The sequence below is a fragment of the Clostridium sp. AM29-11AC genome, from assembly GCF_003480545.1.
Classification (GTDB): domain Bacteria; phylum Bacillota; class Clostridia; order Lachnospirales; family Lachnospiraceae; genus Otoolea; species Otoolea saccharolyticum_A.
In genome coordinates, this window is the sequence record NZ_QUJI01000002.1 from 130,811 (window position 1) to 149,558 (window position 18,748).

The 18,748-nt window shown below is 51.3% G+C and carries 17 protein-coding genes; 15 read left to right on the plus strand and 2 right to left on the minus strand.

The window, feature by feature from the left end:
- Positions 1-14 precede the first annotated feature (14 nt).
- A complete protein-coding gene (locus DW757_RS02330) occupies positions 15-1,430 on the plus strand; it encodes a PLP-dependent aminotransferase family protein (protein ID WP_227910079.1) in 1,416 nt (471 codons plus the stop codon).
- A gap of 28 nt (positions 1,431-1,458) precedes the next feature.
- On the opposite strand, the gene DW757_RS02335 is transcribed toward DW757_RS02330, so the two are convergent.
- Positions 1,459-2,868: a spore germination protein gene (locus tag DW757_RS02335; protein ID WP_008394958.1), complete on the minus strand. Its 1,410-nt coding sequence runs from the start codon at positions 2,866-2,868 to the stop codon at positions 1,459-1,461.
- A gap of 612 nt (positions 2,869-3,480) precedes the next feature.
- Here DW757_RS02335 and DW757_RS02340 point away from each other — a divergent pair.
- The 7 genes from DW757_RS02340 to DW757_RS02370 all read left to right on the plus strand — a co-directional run bounded on the left by DW757_RS02340 (position 3,481) and on the right by DW757_RS02370 (position 11,314).
- Positions 3,481-4,377, plus strand: a complete 897-nt coding sequence (locus DW757_RS02340; protein WP_087382077.1) for a YitT family protein — start codon at positions 3,481-3,483, stop codon at positions 4,375-4,377.
- Positions 4,378-4,628: 251 nt separating this feature from the next.
- Complete coding sequence (locus DW757_RS02345) at positions 4,629-5,423, plus strand: tRNA threonylcarbamoyladenosine dehydratase (protein ID WP_118750927.1); 795 nt, start codon at positions 4,629-4,631, stop codon at positions 5,421-5,423.
- 90 nt (positions 5,424-5,513) lie between these two features.
- Positions 5,514-6,884: an MATE family efflux transporter gene (locus DW757_RS02350; protein WP_118750874.1), complete on the plus strand. Its 1,371-nt coding sequence runs from the start codon at positions 5,514-5,516 to the stop codon at positions 6,882-6,884.
- A 92-nt stretch (positions 6,885-6,976) separates the two neighbouring features.
- Entirely contained in the window at positions 6,977-8,977 is a 2,001-nt protein-coding gene (locus DW757_RS02355; RefSeq protein ID WP_118750875.1) for an NAD(+) synthase, read from the plus strand.
- Positions 8,974-9,810 (plus strand): RNA methyltransferase, encoded by an 837-nt coding sequence (locus DW757_RS02360; RefSeq protein ID WP_118750876.1) that lies wholly within the window; start codon positions 8,974-8,976, stop codon positions 9,808-9,810. Before DW757_RS02355 ends, DW757_RS02360 begins: the two co-directional genes overlap by 4 nt.
- A gap of 132 nt (positions 9,811-9,942) precedes the next feature.
- Entirely contained in the window at positions 9,943-10,380 is a 438-nt protein-coding gene (locus DW757_RS02365) for an NfeD family protein (RefSeq protein ID WP_008394965.1), read from the plus strand.
- 1 nt (position 10,381) lies between these two features.
- On the plus strand, positions 10,382-11,314 hold the full coding sequence (locus DW757_RS02370; protein WP_008394966.1) for an SPFH domain-containing protein: 933 nt from the start codon (positions 10,382-10,384) through the stop codon (positions 11,312-11,314).
- A gap of 103 nt (positions 11,315-11,417) precedes the next feature.
- Here DW757_RS02370 and DW757_RS17280 read toward each other — a convergent pair whose 3' ends face one another.
- Complete coding sequence (locus DW757_RS17280; protein WP_015573710.1) at positions 11,418-11,564, minus strand: hypothetical protein; 147 nt, start codon at positions 11,562-11,564, stop codon at positions 11,418-11,420.
- 208 nt (positions 11,565-11,772) lie between these two features.
- On the opposite strand from DW757_RS17280, the gene DW757_RS02375 reads away from it, so the two are divergent.
- From DW757_RS02375 to rpoD, 7 genes are all read left to right on the plus strand, one after another.
- On the plus strand, positions 11,773-12,081 hold the full coding sequence (locus tag DW757_RS02375; RefSeq protein ID WP_008394968.1) for a DUF6637 family protein: 309 nt from the start codon (positions 11,773-11,775) through the stop codon (positions 12,079-12,081).
- Positions 12,082-12,087: 6 nt separating this feature from the next.
- On the plus strand, positions 12,088-13,068 hold the full coding sequence (locus tag DW757_RS02380; RefSeq protein ID WP_118750877.1) for a biotin--[acetyl-CoA-carboxylase] ligase: 981 nt from the start codon (positions 12,088-12,090) through the stop codon (positions 13,066-13,068).
- Positions 13,069-13,233: 165 nt separating this feature from the next.
- Complete coding sequence (gene mutY / locus DW757_RS02385) at positions 13,234-14,472, plus strand: A/G-specific adenine glycosylase (RefSeq protein ID WP_118750878.1); 1,239 nt, start codon at positions 13,234-13,236, stop codon at positions 14,470-14,472.
- A 14-nt stretch (positions 14,473-14,486) separates the two neighbouring features.
- Positions 14,487-15,386: a YegS/Rv2252/BmrU family lipid kinase gene (locus DW757_RS02390; protein ID WP_118750879.1), complete on the plus strand. Its 900-nt coding sequence runs from the start codon at positions 14,487-14,489 to the stop codon at positions 15,384-15,386.
- A 28-nt stretch (positions 15,387-15,414) separates the two neighbouring features.
- Positions 15,415-16,716, plus strand: a complete 1,302-nt coding sequence (locus tag DW757_RS02395) for an MATE family efflux transporter (RefSeq protein WP_118750880.1) — start codon at positions 15,415-15,417, stop codon at positions 16,714-16,716.
- A complete protein-coding gene (locus DW757_RS02400; protein WP_118750881.1) occupies positions 16,716-17,306 on the plus strand; it encodes a maltose acetyltransferase domain-containing protein in 591 nt (196 codons plus the stop codon). The genes DW757_RS02395 and DW757_RS02400 overlap by 1 nt, the downstream gene beginning before the upstream one ends.
- 185 nt (positions 17,307-17,491) lie before the next feature.
- The gene (gene rpoD / locus DW757_RS02410) at positions 17,492-18,625 is read left to right on the plus strand and encodes an RNA polymerase sigma factor RpoD (protein WP_008394973.1); all 1,134 of its coding nucleotides are present in this window, start codon (positions 17,492-17,494) and stop codon (positions 18,623-18,625) included.
- The last annotated feature ends 123 nt before the right edge of the window (positions 18,626-18,748 follow it).

Genomic DNA, 18,748 nt, shown 5'->3' on the forward strand with positions numbered 1-18,748 from the left:
ATGGGGAGAATGGATTGAATCGGAAAATGCCACTGACAGAGACGGTAAGGCTGGGGAAGACAGCCAGAGAGGAGAAAAGACTGGTTCTGGGAGATGGGGGGAACGGTCAGGATCTGCTGTACCTTCAGGTATATGAGTACTACAGGGAGCTGATCCGCTCAGGCATGCTGCGGCCGGGAACGAAACTGCCGTCCATCCGGAAATGTTCCGTACAGCTTGAGCTTTCAAGGACAACGGTGGAAACGGCCTATATGATGCTGGCTGCGGAGGGATATATTGTGTCAAGGCCTCAAAGCGGCTACTATGTGACAGAATTTGCCAAGGCCCAAAAAGAGGAGTGGGAGAACCGAAAGCAGGAGAGAGAGGCAGAGCTTCCCTTTGACTTCTCTTCTTCCCGTGTCGATCGGGAAAGTTTCCGGTTCGAGGTGTGGAGGCGGTATGTAAAGAGCGCCCTCAGGCAGGATGAAAGGCTGCTTTCCTACGGCGAACCTCAGGGAGAGGCTGAATTGAGGGAGGAACTCTGCCGCTATCTGAACCGCCACAGAAATGTGATCTGTACGCCGGAGCAGATTGTGGTGGGAGCAGGCGTGCAGAGTCTTTTGAATATCCTCTGCCCCATGGTAAAGGAGAGGAGACAGGTGATCATGCATAACCCGGGATTCCATCAGGGCCGCACGATTTTCGAGGATCACGGCTTTCATGTCACCGGAATGCCCGCAGAGGGGAAAATGCCTGCTCCCGGCAGCATCTATTATCTGACGCCGTCACAGCTGACAAGCTGGGGAGATGTGATGGGGATGAGAGAGCGGATGGAACTTATAAGGGAGGCTAGGAAGCGGGATGTCCTTATCATTGAGGATGACTATAACAGTGAGTTCTGCTATTACAGCCGTCCTGTCTCATCCCTTCAGGGGCTTTCGGGAGGGCGCGGGGTAGTCTATATGGGGACATTTTCCAGGCTTCTTCTGCCGTCCATCCGTCTGAGTTTTATGGTGCTTGCGCCTGAGCTCCTGGACGTATATAAAAATAGAGGAAAATTTTATAACCAGACAGCGTCAAAGGCAGAACAGATTGCTCTCTGTCAGTTTATCCGGGACGGCCACCTGGAAGGGCAGATAAGAAAATCCAGAAGGCTGTACAGCCAGAAGGCAAAGCTCCTTGGAGCTGAAATTGAGAAAGTGTTCGGGGATAAGGCGAAGGCCTGTCTGGGAGAGGCAGGATTTCTTGTGCTGATGGAGCTTAAGACGAAACTTTCACACAGGGAGATCAGGGAGCGCGCCAAGGCGTCGGGAGTGGGAATCCGCACAGTGGAACAGGGAGAACAGTGCGGGGAGGAGGCAGGAGTAAAACGGCTTCTGCTCTCCTGCGCATCCCTACCCTCCAGCCAGTATGAGGAGGCTCTGCTGCGGCTGAAGGCCGCTCTTGAGTGAAAAAGAAGAAACGAAGAAACGACGGAATTTAATTTCTTGTGTGTGGCAGCCTTGTCCGGACGATTCTTTTTTTCAGTTCAGAAAAGCTGAAGGGGATCAGCGGGTAAATATAGCTCTTTCCTGCGATTGTCCTGTTAAAGATGAGGGCGGCAAGGCAGAAAACAGTTCCTGCAATGAAGCCCCACAGGTTAAAGACAGAGGTCAGAATCAACAGAAGCACCCGCATAAATTTAAGGGCATATCCCAGCTCATAGCTGGACTGGGAGTAGTTGGCGATTGTCACAAAGGCCATGTAGAGCATGGTCTCACTGTTAAACCAGCCGGATTTAACGGAGTATTCACCCAGCACGATTCCGGCGATCACGCTCAGGGGAGTTGTCAGCATGCTGGGGGTGTTTACTGCCGCCAGCCGCAGTCCGTCTATGGCAAATTCCAGAATCAGCAGCTGGAAAATCAGCGCCACATGGATCTCGTCAGAGAGGCGGATAAATTCCAGCCAGTGGGGAATCCACTGGGGATTCTGCATAAACAGCAGCCACACAGGCGTCAGAAACAGGGTGAGGAAGGAGATCACCAGTCTGGAAAGGCGCAGATAAGTTCCTGTAAAAGGCGGAAAATAGTAATCGTCCGCCTCCTCCACAATGTCGAAAATTGAGGACGGCAGGATCATGGCAGCCGGCGAATTATCCACCAGAATCACAAGACTGCCCTCCAGAATAGAGGCTGCCGCCGTGTCAGGCCTTTCGGAAAAACGGAATTTTGGGAAAGGATTGTACCATTTGTAGGGATAAATGCACTCGGCAAGACTCTCCTGGTTCATAGTCAGAGCGTCCACCTGCAGGTTTTCAATCCTGCCTTTGATCCGGGAGAGAAGCTCTTTATCAACCCTTCCATCCATATAGCAGAGGGCGATGTCTGTGTGAGATTTATCGCCTGCCTGCATGATCTCAATGGTCATCTGTGGATCGCGGATGCGCCGCCGGATCAGGGCCGTGTTGAACACAAGCGTCTCCACAAAGCCGTCCCGGGATCCGCGCAGAACCTTGTCCTTGTCAGGCTCTGCCACTCCTCTGGCCGGATAAGTACGGCAGTCGATGGCAAAGCATTTGTCATAGCCGTCGATAAAAAGACAGGGCACGCCGGATAAGATCTGCACCGCTATCTGCTCATCGTCCGTCAGGAGCCCCACCTCACAGTAGGGGATATAGAGTTTGGAGAAATCGTGGGCTGTTTTCGGCATTGTATCGGCTCTGACCGCGGAAAAGCCCTGAAGAATTCTCAAAAGTGTGTCATCTTTCACAAAGCCGTCCACGAAATAGACACAGGCGTCCCGATCCCCCACCCGAACCACGCGGTATACCACATCAAAATTTTCATTTACCCGCAGGAGCTGATGAAAATGACGCAGATTTACCTCCAGTTTATTAGAAATTTCCATGAAAAAACTCCTCTCATAGGGCTGCAGCGAAAAAAGATGGCCGACAGTCTGGGACAGACGTTCGGGCCGCAGCGTTTTTATGTTGGAAAGTATGCTCAGGTTTGCACTGAAATATGAGAGCCCCAGAACAAAAATTTTACAATGTGAAAAAATGATACATTTATATGTTAAGAAATGATAAAATTGGTAACAGTTCAGCCATATATCTTCTTGCCCGCTTGAAGCGGACAAGAAGCGTCTGGCGTCCGCCCTATGAAGATTAGGACAGGAAAACTCTTATGAAAGCACGCTTTCAACGCATTTTCCTGTCCTAATCTTCGCATGGCTGAACTGTTACTAAAATTGTGCAAAATGACAGAAAATGCATTGACAGATTTGTTTTAAAATGTTATATTGAACAAAGCAAAACTATTCAATGTATCGGTCTGCAGAACGTGACCAAAAGAGCCGTTTTCTAGGGGGAGAAACGGTTCTTTTTCATTTTGCGGGGCTGTTAGCCGGCGCGGGCTGCAGCTGTGCTTTTATTGCGGCAAGTTTTCAGGAATTCTGGGAAAGATATCTGTAAGGTATAGTGAAAAAGCCGGAGCGCACCGGCAGGCGGAGGAAAGTAAAATGGGAGTATTTCAGGTTGCAGCAAATATAAAGGAGCTGGGAAAGAAAAAGAAGGTGAGGAATGCAGTGACCCTGGCAGCGGTGGTGCTGTCTGCTCTTCTGCAGTCCTTTGTGATCCAGGTATTTATCCGGCCGGCAGGACTTCTGTCAGGGGGCTTTACGGGGATCGCCATCCTGATCGATATGGTGACCTCTCTCTTTGGCCACAGCTTTTCCACCTCGCTGGGCATGCTGGCTCTCAATATACCGGTTGCCCTGCTGTGCAGCCGGAGCATCAGCCTCAGGTTTACCGTATTTTCACTGATTCAGGTTGCCTGCTCCAGCCTCTTTCTTCAGATATTTCACTTTACCCCGATGTTTGACGACATCATGCTCAATGTTATTTTCGGCGGCTTCTTACTGGGCACGTCTATCGTGATTGCTCTTAAGGGAAATGCCTCCACAGGGGGGACGGACTTTATCGCCCTCTATGTGTCAAACAAGACAGGACAGTCTATCTGGACCTGGGTTTTTGTGGGAAATGTGGTGCTGTTCTGTATTTTTGGACTGATCTTCGGATGGATGGGAGCCGGTTACTCTATCATCTTCCAGTTCATCAGCACAAAGACCATCTCCTCCTTCCATCACAGGTACGAGAGGGTGACGCTCCAGATCACGACGGAAAAGGCAGAGCAGGTGATGAAGGCCTATGTGGGACAGTACCGTCATGGAATATCCTGTGTGGAGGCTGTAGGCGGCTACAGCGGGCGGAAGATGTACGTCCTCCATACCGTTGTGTCTGCCTATGAGGCGGCTGACATAGTAGCTCTGATGAGAGAGGCGGATCCTCACGTTATCGTTAACCAGTTTAAAACCACCCAGTTTTACGGAAAATTTTATCAGGCGCCGATGGAGTAGCAGGTTTTCACGGGATAGGTGCCGGATAATTTCCGCCGGGCGGATCCTGGCAAAAAGGCTTGACGAAAACAGCAATAGCGTTAATAATAGTCACGGAAAGAGGCAGCATTTCCGCACACAGGCTGCCGGCCAGGAGGTTCTGAAGGCTGCGAGAGCCAGAGCCTGCAGGAAGGGCTGCACAATCATAAAACAACAAGGAGGAAGAGGGATGCCCGCCGCATCCCTCTGTTTTAGCTATGCATACAGAAAAAATGGAAGAATTTGAGAGGGCCGGGATGCTCCTTGGGACAGAGGGGCTGAGCCGTCTGGGGGAGAGTACGGTAGCCGTATTCGGCGTGGGGGGAGTGGGCTCCCACTGTATAGAGGCCCTGGCCAGAGGAGGCGTCGGACGGCTGGTGCTGGCAGACAGCGATGTGGTCTCGAGGAGCAATATAAACCGCCAGAGTGTAGCCTTTCAGAGCACCATAGGGAAATTTAAGACAAAGGTGATGGAGAATATCATCCACGAGATCTGCCCGAATACGGAGGTTATCACAATCGAGGCCTTCGTGCTTCCGGAAAATCTCGAGGAGCTGCTCTGCGGGGTGACAGAGAAGCTGGATTATATTGTGGACGCCATCGATACGGTGGCGGCAAAGCTCGCTTTGGCAGAATTTGCAAAGAAGCATGGGATTCCTCTGATCGCATCCATGGGAACCGGCAATAAGCTGCACTCGGAGCTGTTTAAAATTGCGGATATTACGGAAACATCTGTGTGCCCTCTGTGCAGGGTAATGAGGAGGGAGCTGAAAAAAAGAGGAATCGAGTCGCTTAAGGTTTTGTATTCCACAGAGCCGCCGTTAAAGCCGGTTCCCCCCTCTGCTCAGACGAAAGAGCAGGAGCCTGCCGGAGATGTTCCCAAAGACGGTCTGGAAAAAGGGCATCCCCAGGAAGACGCGCAGGCTCCCAGAAAGCGGGCCATTCCCGGCAGTGTGTCCTTTGTCCCGCCGGCAGCCGGAATCATGATCGCCGGCCAGGTAATCAGGGATCTGACAGGAATACATTAAGTACAGGCAGATGATCTTTTCCCCAACCAGTTCCTTTTTATCAGAAACATGTGTATAATGAAAAATAACTGAGCGTGAGGGAGGGGTTAAATGAAAAAACAAAAGAAGAACAGCGTCCTGATGACAGAGGGGGTAATATGGAAGCAGCTCATTGCCTTTTCCATCCCTCTGCTGATCGGAAATCTGTTCCAGCAGCTCTACAATACAGTGGATTCTGTGGTGGTGGGACAGTTTATTGGAAGCGAGGCCCTGGCGGCTGTGGGTTCCAGCAACTCTCTGATCAACCTGATTATCGGAATGTTTATGGGAATTTCCGTTGGAGCAGGAGTGATTATTTCCCAGTATTACGGGGCCAAAAGTGCAGAAAAGATGAGCTGGGCAGTTCACACGTCCATGGCCCTGAGCCTGGTGGGAGGCGTGGTGCTGACCGTCATCGGTGTAGCTTTTTCCCCGGTCATCCTGCGGTGGATGAAAACACCGGAGGAGGTGCTTGCAAACTCCAATCTGTATTTCAGGATCTATTTTCTGGGGGCCACCTTCAATCTGGTCTACAATATGGGAGCGGGAATTCTGAGGGCAGTGGGAGATTCCATGAGACCTCTCTACTACCTGTGCGTTTCGTCGGTAGTAAACATTGTCCTGGATCTCCTCTTTGTGAGCCAGCTTCACATGGGAGTGGACGGCGTGGCATGGGCTACGATTATCTCCCAGCTTATCTCAGCCATACTGACGGTGTGGGCGCTGATGACCTCAGACGATATCTACCGTCTGGAGCTTAAAAAGCTGAAGATTGATTTCAGGATGATGAAGCGGATTCTGAATATGGGAATTCCAAGCGGCATACAGCAGTCGATCATCTCCCTCTCCAACGTGATTGTCCAGGCCAATGTAAATGTGTACGGCGCCATGGCCATGGCAGGCTTCGGAGCCTACAATAAGGTGGATGGATTCGTGGTTCTGCCCATGCAGAGCTTCTGCATGGCCGCCACGACCTTTACAGGACAGAACATCGGAGCCAGGAGGATGGATCGGGTAAAGAAGGGGCTGTTCCAGGGAATGGTCATCTGTTCCATTTACACGGTAGGCGTGTCTGTGCTTCTGTTTTTTAAAGCCCACTCGATTCTGGAAATCTTTTCTTCGGATCCGGGAGTCATTTCTTACGGGCTTAAGACCATGATTGTCATGGTTCCGTTTTATCTCCTGCTTTCAGCCCACCAGATTCTGATGGGAACCATGAGAGGAGCGGGAAAATCCATGCAGACTATGCTGATTTCCGTGGGAAACATGTGCGTGCTGCGGGTGATTTACATTAATCTGTTTGTCCCTCTGTTTCCCAGCTTTGATGCAGTCATGTGGTGCTATCCCATAACCTGGGCGACGACGGTTCTCATGGATCTGGCCTATATGAAATGGGGCCGGTGGCTGGGACAGGCAGGAGACAGGAAGAAAAAAGGACATTAGAAGAAACGACATTAGAAGAAACGATGCCGCAGAGGCAGGCGGATCTGCCGGACGGCAGCTCTGCGAAAAGAAGTAAACAAGGAGATTACACAATGAGAGATGGATTTTTACGGGTGGCTGCGGCCACTCCTGAGGTAAAGGTGGCCGATGTGCAGTTTAACAGGGAGGAGATCTGCCGGCTGATCGGAGAGGGAAGGGAAAAGAAGGCCAAAATCATGGTATTCCCGGAGCTCTGTCTGACTGCCTACACCTGCGGGGATCTGTTTATCCAGAAGCCTCTTCTGACGGCTGTAAAGAGGGAGCTGAAGGCTCTTGCGGCCTTTACTGCCGGAAGCGATATGCTGGTTTTTGTGGGACTTCCGTGGGAGTATAACAATAAGCTCTACAATGTGGCGGCAGCCATCCAGAACGGCCGTATCCTGGGCCTGGTGCCGAAAATCTGGATTCCAAACTACTCTGAGTTCTACGAGAGGCGCCATTTTAATCCATGGGAGTTCGGCACAGTGACAGTGGAGTTTGACGGGCAGAAGATTCCCCTCGGAACGAAGATTATTTTTTCCTGCAAAAATGTGGAAAACCTGGCAGTGGGAGCTGAGATCTGTGAGGACGTCTGGGTTCTGAACCCGCCGAGTATTGCCCATGCGGCGGCAGGGGCCACGGTGATCGTGAACTGTTCTGCCAGTGATGAGACCACGGGAAAGGCGGATTACAGGAGAAGCCTGATTTCCGGTCAGTCTGCAAGGCTTCTGTGCGCCTATGTCTATGCCAATGCCGGGGAGGGAGAGTCCACCCAGGATCTGGTGTTCGGCGGACAGAATATTATTGCGGAAAATGGAAATATCCTGCGGGAGTCCAGGCGGTTTGAGAACGAGACCATCTACGCGGACATTGATCTGGAGAGGCTGGAATGCGAGCGCAGGAGGATGACGACCTACCAGACAGAGGGCAGGGAGGATTATCTCTTCGTGGAGTTCGAGCTGGATCTCGATGAGGAAAAAACATGGGGGGAGGAAAATGGGCAGGAAGCATGCAGCTGCGGCTATGACAGCCTGGAGCGATTTGTCGATCCATCTCCCTTCGTGCCGGGCAATGAGGCCGACAGGGCAAGAAGATGCGAGGAAATTCTGATGATTCAGGCTATGGGCCTGAAAAAGCGCCTGGTTCACACCCACTGCCAAAATGCCGTGGTGGGAATATCAGGAGGGCTCGATTCCACTCTGGCCCTGTTAGTGACCGTGAAGGCCTTTGACATGGCAGGGATTCCCAGGAGCCAGATTTACTCTGTGACCATGCCCTGCTTCGGCACCACAGACCGCACCTACAATAATGCCTGCCTTCTGACGAGAAAGCTGGGGGCGACGCTGATGGAGGTGGACATCCGCGATGCAGTCAATACCCACTTCCGGGATATCAACCACGATCCTTCCGTCCACGATGTGACCTATGAAAACTCCCAGGCCAGAGAGAGGACGCAGGTTCTCATGGATATTGCAAACCAGGCCGGAGGAATGGTCATCGGCACAGGAGACATGTCGGAGCTGGCGCTGGGCTGGGCCACCTACAACGGGGATCATATGTCCATGTACGGCGTCAACGCCTCCGTGCCGAAGACACTGGTGCGCCATCTGGTAAGGTACTTTGCTGACACCTGCGGGGAGGAGGAGCTTAAAAACGTGCTTCTCGACATTCTCGACACTCCGGTGAGCCCGGAGCTGCTTCCGCCGGAGGACAACGGAACCATTGCCCAGAAGACAGAGGATCTGGTAGGGCCCTATGAGCTTCACGACTTCTTCCTCTACTACATTCTCAGATACGGATACCATCCCGGCAAGATTTTCCGACTGGCCGTCTTTGCTTTTGACGGAGCCTATGACAGAAAAACCATTCTCAAATGGCTCAAGGTATTTTACAGGAGATTTTTCAATCAGCAGTTTAAGCGTTCCTGTCTGCCGGACGGCCCTAAGGTAGGCTCCGCGGCAGTATCGCCACGCGGAGATCTGAGGATGCCCAGCGATGCGGTGAGCCGCCTGTGGCTGGAAGAGGTCGAGGCGCTTGAGAGCAGGGAGGAGCACGCTTCGGAGGTGCGCTCATGATAACCAGCACATCAAATTCACAGGTGAAGCAGGTATCGGCGATTGCCAAAAGGGCGAAAGCCAGAAGAGAGAGCGGGCTGTTTATCGTAGAGGGCGAGAAGATGTTCTCGGAGCTCCCGAAAGAGAGGCTTCACCGCACTTATGTGACAGAGAGTTTTTTAAGGCAGCAGGGCGAGGAGGCAGACCGCCTGCTTGCCGGCTGCCGCTATGAGACGGTGACCGACGAGGTAATGAAGGCAATGGCCGATACCCAGACGCCCCAGGGCATTCTGGCACTGTGCAGGCAGTTTTCCTATGAGCTCTCAGATATTTTGGGAGAGAGGAAGGAGGGAGACGAACATACACAGGAGAAGGCTCCGGCTCAGCTTGTGATTCTGGAAACCCTCCAGGATCCCGGAAATCTGGGAACAATTCTGCGGGCCGGGGAGGGGGCCGGGATTACAGGCGTGATCATGAACAGCACCACAGCAGATATCTATAATCCCAAGGTAATCCGCTCTACGATGGGCTCTGTATACCGGGTTCCCTTCGTCTATGTGGAGGATCTGGCCGGCGCCGTCAGAAGAGTTAAGCAGGCGGGGGTCCGCCTGTACGCGGCTCATCTGAAGGGAGAGAAAAATTATGACCAGCAGGATTATACAGGGAGTACGGGCTTTCTGATTGGAAACGAGGCCAACGGGCTGAGCGACGAGACGGCAGAGCTGGCCGATGCATATATTAAAATTCCCATGCTGGGAAAGGTGGAGTCTCTGAACGCGGCTGTAGCGGCCTCCATCCTCATGTACGAAACGGCGAGACAGAGGAGAAACGGGAAGGGGCAGAGGATAGATTAATTATGTCAAATATTGACAATTTTTTTAAATATTCCTGACAAAGCTTGAAAAAAGTCTGAAAACAGGGTATACTAGCTCATACATACAGTGAGAACCTGGTTCATAAGATCAGCCAGAGAGGAGTGAGAATTTATGGAATGGGTTGTATGGCTGGCAGCTTTTGTAATACTGATAGGAATTGAGGCGGCGACGCTGAATCTCTGCACGATCTGGTTTGCCATAGGAGCGCTCGTTTCGTTTTTTCTGACCTTTACAGGAATGGAGAGATACGGGCAGGTGGCTGTGTTCTTTATCGTTTCCTGTGTGCTCCTTATTTTTACCAGGCCTTTAGCCGTGAGATATATCAATAAGAATACGGTAAAGACGAATGTGGAAGGGCTCATCGGAAAGAAGGCCAGGATCACAGAGGCCGTGGACAATGACAGCGCCTCGGGGGCAGCTGTGGTGGAGGGCCAGGAGTGGACGGCCCGCTCCTCAGACGGAAGCCCCATTGAGGAGGGCGCTCTGGTTGAGATCACAGAGGTTCAGGGAGTCAAACTGATGGTGAGGAAAGTCAAGGAGGGACAGTAGTATGCCATTTATTGCTTTTATTATTCTTGTGGTCATCGTGCTATTGATACTTTTTTCCTGTATCAAAATCGTGCCGCAGGCTCAGGCCCTTGTGGTGGAGAGATTAGGAGCCTATCTGGCAACCTGGTCCGTGGGCGTGCATTTCAGAGTGCCGTTTATCGACCATGTGGCAAAGAGAGTGATTTTGAAAGAGCAGGTAGTGGATTTCGCACCGCAGCCGGTTATTACGAAGGATAACGTAACCATGAAGATTGACACGGTCGTATTCTTCCAGATCACCGATCCGAAGCTGTTCGCCTACGGTGTGGAAAATCCTATTATGGCGATTGAAAATCTGACTGCCACGACGCTCAGAAACATTATCGGAGATCTGGAGCTTGACCAGACGCTCACCTCCAGAGAAACGATCAACACAAAGATGAGGGCAGCTCTCGACGTGGCCACAGATCCGTGGGGAATCAAGGTAAACCGCGTAGAGTTAAAGAATATTATTCCGCCGGCAGCCATTCAGGATGCCATGGAAAAGCAGATGAAGGCGGAGAGGGAAAGGCGAGAGGCTATCCTCAGGGCAGAGGGTGAGAAGAAATCCACCATCCTTGTGGCAGAAGGACAGAAGGAATCCGCCATCCTGGAGGCAGAGGCTGAGAAGGAGGCTGCCATCCTGCGCGCCGAGGCTGAAAAGCAGAAGATGATCAAGGAGGCAGAGGGACGTGCCGAGGCTATCTTAAAGGTACAGCAGGCGAATGCAGATGGTATCCGTTTCATCAAGGAAGCCGGCGCCGACAATGCGGTGCTTCAGTTAAAGAGTCTGGAGGCATTTGCCAAGGCCGCTGACGGAAAGGCCACCAAGATTATCATTCCTTCTGAGATTCAGGGAATCGCCGGTCTTGTGAAATCTCTGGCAGAGGTTGGGGCAAAGGACGAGAATCCGTAAGAGTAAGAGTCAGGAAAAGGCAGACAGAGCTAGAGAGATATGAAAGGCGGAGGCTTAAAACAAGTCTCCGCCTTTGTTTGATCGCAGAATTGCCCGTTTCGGCCTACCGCTCAATGGTCACTAACGTCCACCGGCTGTTCTGCTCCATAATGAAGCAGGGGCGCTTCATCTTATACCGGTAGTAGGCCTCTGCCGCATTCTGGACAATTCTGTATCTCATGATGGCTCCGAAAACTGGATGAATAATCATAAAATCCCCCCTGAAAAATTTGGCAGGCAGCTTCTGCAGGCTGCGCACTCATGTGACATATAAAAATATATGCCCCAAGGACAGGCAGTATGACAGGGTTTGGAATCTAAGAACTTTTGACAATCGCCAAACATTCAGGTAGAATAGAGAAGAGTTTGAAAATTTGGTGCCGCTGAGGCGATAATGGCTGTGACGTTAGGAGTGTAATATGCTTATGACAGAAAGGCAGAAGGAAAAGAGGAGATCCACATTTGGAAGGGAAATGACAGATATCGGAGTGGGAATTGCCATCGTGATTCTCTCTGTCCTTGTATTTTTGAATCCGGATGCAAACAGAGCGGTTTTTCCGGTTATTTTTCTGCTGGGAGCCGGACTTTGCCTTTCCAATGCCCTCAGCAGAACAGACAGACAGGCAGCAGGAGGGGAATGGCGTGTTCCGGAAATCCTGCTTTTTATCGCGTCCGCAGCTCTCTTTCTGATGGCAGTGATGAGTGCGGCATCCATCCTTTGGGGGTAGACAGTAATGAAGACAGAGATTCTCAGATATTTAAAAGAGGCAGACGGCTATATTTCCGGACAGGAGCTGTGCGAGAGGTTTCAGGTATCCCGGACAGCAGTCTGGAAGGTAGTAAGACAGCTTGAGGCGGAGGGATATGAGATTGAGGCCGTCAGAAACAGAGGCTACAGGCTGAAAACGGCAGGAGATATATTAAGCCAGGCAGAGATACTGAGCAGCATACGCGGCTCCTGGGCTGGGAGGGAAATCCTCTATCTGGACGAGGTGGATTCCACCAACACGGCTGCCAAGAAGGCGGCTGAAAACGGGGCAGTGCATGGAACCCTGGTGGTTTCAGAAAGACAGACAGGAGGCAAGGGCAGAAGAGGAAGAGCCTGGGATTCCCCGCGGGGAACAGGTATTTTTATGACCCTGATTTTACGGCCGAACATGGCCCCTGTCCATGCATCCATGCTGACGCTGGTGGCGGCCCTGGCGGTAGCCGATGGAATCAGAGAGTGCACGGGAGCGGAGTCTCTGATCAAATGGCCCAACGACATTGTGATGAGCGGGAAGAAGGTCTGCGGAATTCTGACAGAGATGAGTGCAGATCCCGACTGCATCAACTATGTGGCAGTGGGAATTGGAATTAATGTAAATATGGAAGAATTTCCGGAGGAGATCCGGGGAGTGGCTGCCTCTATTTTTACGGAGACGGGAAAAAAGACGAAGAGGAGCCTTCTGATCAGCGCAGTGATGGCGGCCTTTGAGAGATATTACGAGGTGTTCATGAAAACCACAGATATGAGCGGGCTTCTGGAAGACTACAACGGAAAGCTGGCAAACTGCGGGAGGACGGTGCGCGTGCTGGATCCGGCAGGCGAATACAGCGGAACGGCTATCGGTATTGACAGGGAGGGCGAGCTCCTGGTTGAGATGGAGGACACGACGGTAAGACGGGTGCTCTCCGGAGAGGTTTCTGTCAGAGGAATTTACGGCTATGTCTAGGACTGTGCCATACAGCAGATATAAATGAAGGATTGGGGATGTGCAGTCATTATACGGCATCCCTTCTTTTATGAGGAAGGACAGTAAGTATGAGGCAGGGAAGTAAGCTATGAGGCAGACGGTAAGCTATGAGGCAGGACAGTAGGCCGGCAGGCAGGAGGAAGAATGGAAAATCAGTATGTAAAGCGCCTGTATGACAGGCTTGTGACTGTGGAGAGAGAGGGATACCCCATGAGCCGGCGGGAGCGCCTGACGGCCGTGAGGGAGCCCCTCCTTTTATGGTACTATGAAAACCGCCGGGTGCTTCCGTGGAGGGAGGAACCGGAGCCTTACCGCGTCTGGATCTCGGAGATCATGCTTCAGCAGACAAGGGTGGAGGCTGTGAAACCGTACTTTGCCCGTTTTATGGAGGCTCTGCCGGATGTGAGGGCATTGGCGCAGGTGGAGGAGGAAACTCTCTTAAAGCTCTGGGAAGGACTGGGATACTATAACAGAGCCAGAAATCTGAAGAAGGCGGCCCAGATCTGCGTGGAGCAGTACGGGGGCAGACTGCCTGCTTCCTATGAAGCGCTTTTGAAGCTTCCGGGGATCGGGAGCTATACGGCGGGGGCGATTGCATCGATTGCATTCCAGATGGCAGAGCCGGCCGTGGACGGAAATGTGCTCCGGGTCATTTCAAGGCTGCTTGAGAGCCGGGAGGATATTGGAAAACAGTTTGTAAAAAAGCAGATGGAAAAGGAGATAAGGGAGATCATTCCAGAGAAAAGGCCGGGAGATTTTAACCAGGCTCTCATTGAGCTGGGAGCGATTGTCTGTACTCCGGCAGGGGAACCCCTGTGCAGCCGGTGCCCGTTTGAAACCCTCTGCCTGGCAAGGAGAAACGGGACGATCCGCGAAATTCCGGTAAAGTCGGGAAAAAAGGAGAGGCGCAGGGAGGAAAAAACGGTATTTCTCATTGAATATGAGGGCAAAGCTGCCATCAGGAAGCGAAGCTCCAGAGGCCTTCTGGCATCCCTCTATGAGTTCCCGAATCTGCCGGGCCATCTGAAGGAACAGGAAATCCCGGAGGCTCTCGGAATTGACCGGGAGGATATCAGCTCCATTGAGCCTCTGGCAGAATCCGTCCATATATTTTCTCATGTGGAGTGGCATATGACAGGGTTCCGTGTTATGATAAAAAGAGAACTGCCGGAGCTCTATCCCATGGAGCAGATGGAGGACATTCTCGAAAAATATCCCCTGCCCAATGCATTTCAGGCGTATACCAAGGTTCTGACGAGGAATACTGAGAAGCAGGAAATAGAAAATAGAAAAGAGACGAAAAAAAAGCAAAGTACAAAGGCGCAGGGGGCAGGCCGCCAGACTGCTCTTACTGAAACGGGGGACAGCCGGAACAGTAGATGAAGGAGTTCTGAATTATGAAAAAAATGCTGTTTATTATGAATCCCAGATCCGGGCGTGAGAAGCTCAGAACAAGGCTGATGGATATTCTCGATTTGTTTGTCAGAGTCGGTTATGAAGTTACGGTTCATGTAACTCAGGCTCAGGGAGATGCAAAAAAGAAGGCGGGAAACAGCGGAGACAGTGTGGCTCTTCTTGTCTGCAGCGGCGGAGATGGAACCCTCAATGAGGTTGTCTCCGGACTCATGACTCTGGACAGAGAAAAAAGGCCGGTGATAGGATACATTCCGTCAGGCTCTACCAATGACTATGCAGCCAGCCTGAAAATTTCGAAAAATATGATGAAGGCAGCCGAGGAGGCCGTGAACGGAAGCCCCTTTGCTGTGGACATAGGAAGATTCGGGGCTGACAGATATTTTGTCTATGTGGCCGCGTTTGGAGCATTTACAGAGGTTTCCTATAAAACATCCCAGGAGACAAAAAATGTGCTGGGGCATCAGGCGTATATGCTGGAGGCTGTGAGACGGATTGCGGGGCTTAAATCCTACCGCCTGAAATTTCACTGGAACGGCCAGACGCTGGAGGAGGAGTTTATTCTGGGAATGGTGACAAACACCATGAGCATCGGAGGCTTTAAAAGCCTGGTGCCCCCGGGAGTGGCCCTCAATGACGGTGAGTTTGAGGTGATGCTTGTGCGCACGCCGAGAACCCCTAAGGACATTCAGAGCATCGTTGCCTACCTGATCAATAAAGAGGGGGAAAATGACTGCGTCTACAGGTTCAAGACATCGAGGCTTGTGATGGAGAGCGAGGAGGCGGTGGACTGGACTCTGGATGGAGAATACGGCGGAGCAGTGACAGAGGTCTGCATCGAAAACCTGAGGGAAGAGGTAAGGGTGATGAGGCACGAAGAGTGAAAGAACATTTCAGAGACAGCTTTTTAGTATGGCGCTTCCTATAATCATGCAGAATCTGCTCTCAGCGGCGGTAAACTCGGCAGACACGCTTATGCTCAGCTTTACAGGGCAGAACGAGATGGCGGCAGTGGCACTCGCAAACCAGATCCCGTTTGTTCTGAATCTGTTTTATATGGGGCTGACTTCAGGGACAGGGATTATGATGGCGCAGTATCTGGGAAATCAGGACAGAGGGGCGGCAAAAACTATCTTCAGGAACGCCCTGGCAATGTCATATCTGATTTCAGCTGTTTTCGCCGCAGCCAGCATCTGCATGCCGGGGCTGCTTATGAGACTTTTTACAGATAAGGCTGTTCTGGCCGGCATCGGGAGGCAGTATCTCAGAATCACAGGCATAACCTATCTGTGTACCGCTTTCACTCAGATCTACATGGTAACCCTGAAGTCAGACAGACAGGTCGGAAAAAGCGTTCTTTTTTCCAGCACAGCGCTTCTGCTCAATGTTTTTTTAAACGGAGTGTTTATTTTCGGCTTTTTTGGGATTCCCAGGCTGGGGGTACTCGGCGTTGCGGCAGCTACTCTGGCAGCACGCCTCACAGAGCTTTGCCTGTGTCTGAATGACTGGAGAAAAAATCAGAGAATCCCAAGAGCCGAAATTACAGATCCGGGCCTTATAAAAGAGCAGCTTTACGTGACAGGACCGATTGTCCTTCAGGGGCTGATATGGGGAGGGGCCATGGCTGCCATGTCGGGTATTATGGGACAGCTCAGCCTTGCTGCGGTGGCAGCCAGTTCGGCAGTATCGTCTGTCCAGAACCTGGCGACAGTATTCAGCTTCGGGGCTGCCGAGGCCGGGGCTATTCTGCTTGGAAACTTACTGGGAAGAGGAGAGCTTGAGGAGGCGAAGCGAAATTCCCGCACGCTGATAAAGATCACGGTTTCTTCAGGTATACTCTGCTGCATGCTGATGCTGGCCGCCGAGGGAAAAGTGGCATCTCTCCTCAATCTGAGGGAGGAGGCCATGGCATACTTCCACATGATGTACAAAATCCTGTCTGTGAATACAGTGTTTGCCTCCATCACCAATACCATACTGAATGGTATCTTTACAGCGGGAGGCGATACCAGATTTGGCTTATATACAGACGGAATAGTAATGTGGTGTATATGCGTGATGGCTGGAGGAATTTCGGCGTTCATTCTGAAGCTGCCTGTGCCGGCAGTCTTTGCGGTTATGAATGCAGACGAAGTGATAAAGACTCCTGTGTCTGTTATCAGGTATAGGAAAGACAGATGGTTAAATAATTTAACGGAAGGAGAGGGTATGTGATGACCATGGAGGAGAGAAAGGCAGCGGGACTGCTCTGGACCGATACCGAGGAAGCCATGGAGGCACAGAAAAAGGCGAGGGGGCTGTGCTTTGATTTTAATCATATTCATCCGTCGGAAGCGGAAAAGAGAAATGCCATGCTGCCTGAAATTTTTGGTTCAGTGGGCGAGGGAGTCTGGATCGAGCCGCCGCTTACCTGTACATTCGGAAAAACTGTTACCATTGGAAAGGGAACTTATATAAACTCCAATCTTACGCTGGTGGACGACTATAAAATTACAATAGGAAGCGGCGTCTTAATCGGGCCGAACGTGCTTATTGCCTCCACGGGGCATCCGGTGCACTATAAGCTCCGCCCTCACGGAGAAATGTACTCGTTTGAGGTGGTGATTGGGGACAATGTCTGGATCGGAGGAAATGTCTCTGTCTGTCCTGGCGTCACAATCGGGGAAAACTCAGTTGTGGGGGCAGGGAGCGTGGTGACAAGAGATATTCCGGCCAATGTGGTAGCGGCAGGAAATCCATGCAGGGTAATACGGGAAATCACGGACAGAGATCTGGAGTACTATTACAGAGACCTGCATGTATAGCAGGACAGGAGAGATTAACGCCCGATAAAAGGAAGGACAGCAGGAAGGCTGCAATGGCGGGAGTTTCAGGTTTGAATGCGTGTCCATGGTAAGAAAAAATATGTTGAAAAATGTAGAGGGTTAGTTTATAATATAAAGTCGGTAAACTTTTACAAAAGCTTCTGATAGCGAAAGGACGTTAACTCGTGGAGAAAGAGAAAGACAATTTTTTAGAAAAGTTAAGAAAACTTGTCGATCTGGCAAAAACGAAGCAGAATGCTCTGGACATTGCGGAGATTAATGACTTTTTTGCCGCCGACAACCTGTCAACAGAACAGATGGAGCAGATTTACAGCTATCTGGAACAGAACAACATCGACGTAATTCCAGAAGTGATTGATGAGACTTCACTCAATGATGAACTGCTGCTTCTCGATGATGTGGACGACGACTTTATGAAAAATGGGGAAGAGGAAGACATCGATCTGGATGCCATTGACCTTTTAGAGGGAATCGGCACAGAGGATCCGGTGCGCATGTACTTAAAAGAGATCGGTACGGTTCCTCTTCTCAGCGCTGAGGAAGAACTGCGCCTTGCCAAGAGAAAGGCAGAGGGCGATGTGTCTGCGAAGGAACGCTTAATTGAGGCCAATTTAAGGCTTGTTGTCAGCATCGCGAAGCGTTATACCGGAAGAGGCATGAGCTTTCTTGACCTGGTTCAGGAGGGAAACCTGGGCCTGATCAAAGGAGTAGAAAAGTTTGACTACACAAAAGGATATAAGCTGAGTACATATGCCACCTGGTGGATCCGCCAGTCTGTGACGAGAGCGCTTGCCGATCAGGCAAGGACGATCCGAGTGCCGGTGCATATGGTTGAAACGATCAACAAGATGTCCAAGATGCAGAGGAAGCTGACTCTGGAGCTGGGCTATGAGCCATCAGTGGCTGAACTTTCAGCAGCTCTCGATATGTCGGAGGATAAGGTAATGGAGATCATGCAGATCGCCAGAGAACCGGCTTCCCTGGAAACGCCGATCGGTGAGGAGGATGATTCCAACCTGGGCGATTTCGTTGCGGATGGAAATGTGGTGACTCCTGAGGGCAACGTGGAATCCGTGATGCTCCGGGAGCATATTGATGCTCTGCTTGGCGATCTGAAGGAGAGAGAGCGCCAGGTTATCGTTCTGCGCTTCGGCCTGGAGGACGGGCATCCGAGGACGCTTGAAGAGGTGGGCAAGGAGTTCAACGTGACGAGGGAGCGTATCAGGCAGATTGAGGCCAAGGCCCTCAGAAAACTCAGAAACCCTGTGAGAAGCAAGAGGATCAGGGACTTCCTGTAGTGGAGGCTTACTTCGCAGCTTCATGGCTGTTTCATGGAAGTTTGAGAATTGTGATTCCATAAAAACAAGAGATTAGGGCCTGGAAGATGTTAAAGGCTGTTTAGTTAGATATGTAAAGTTAGA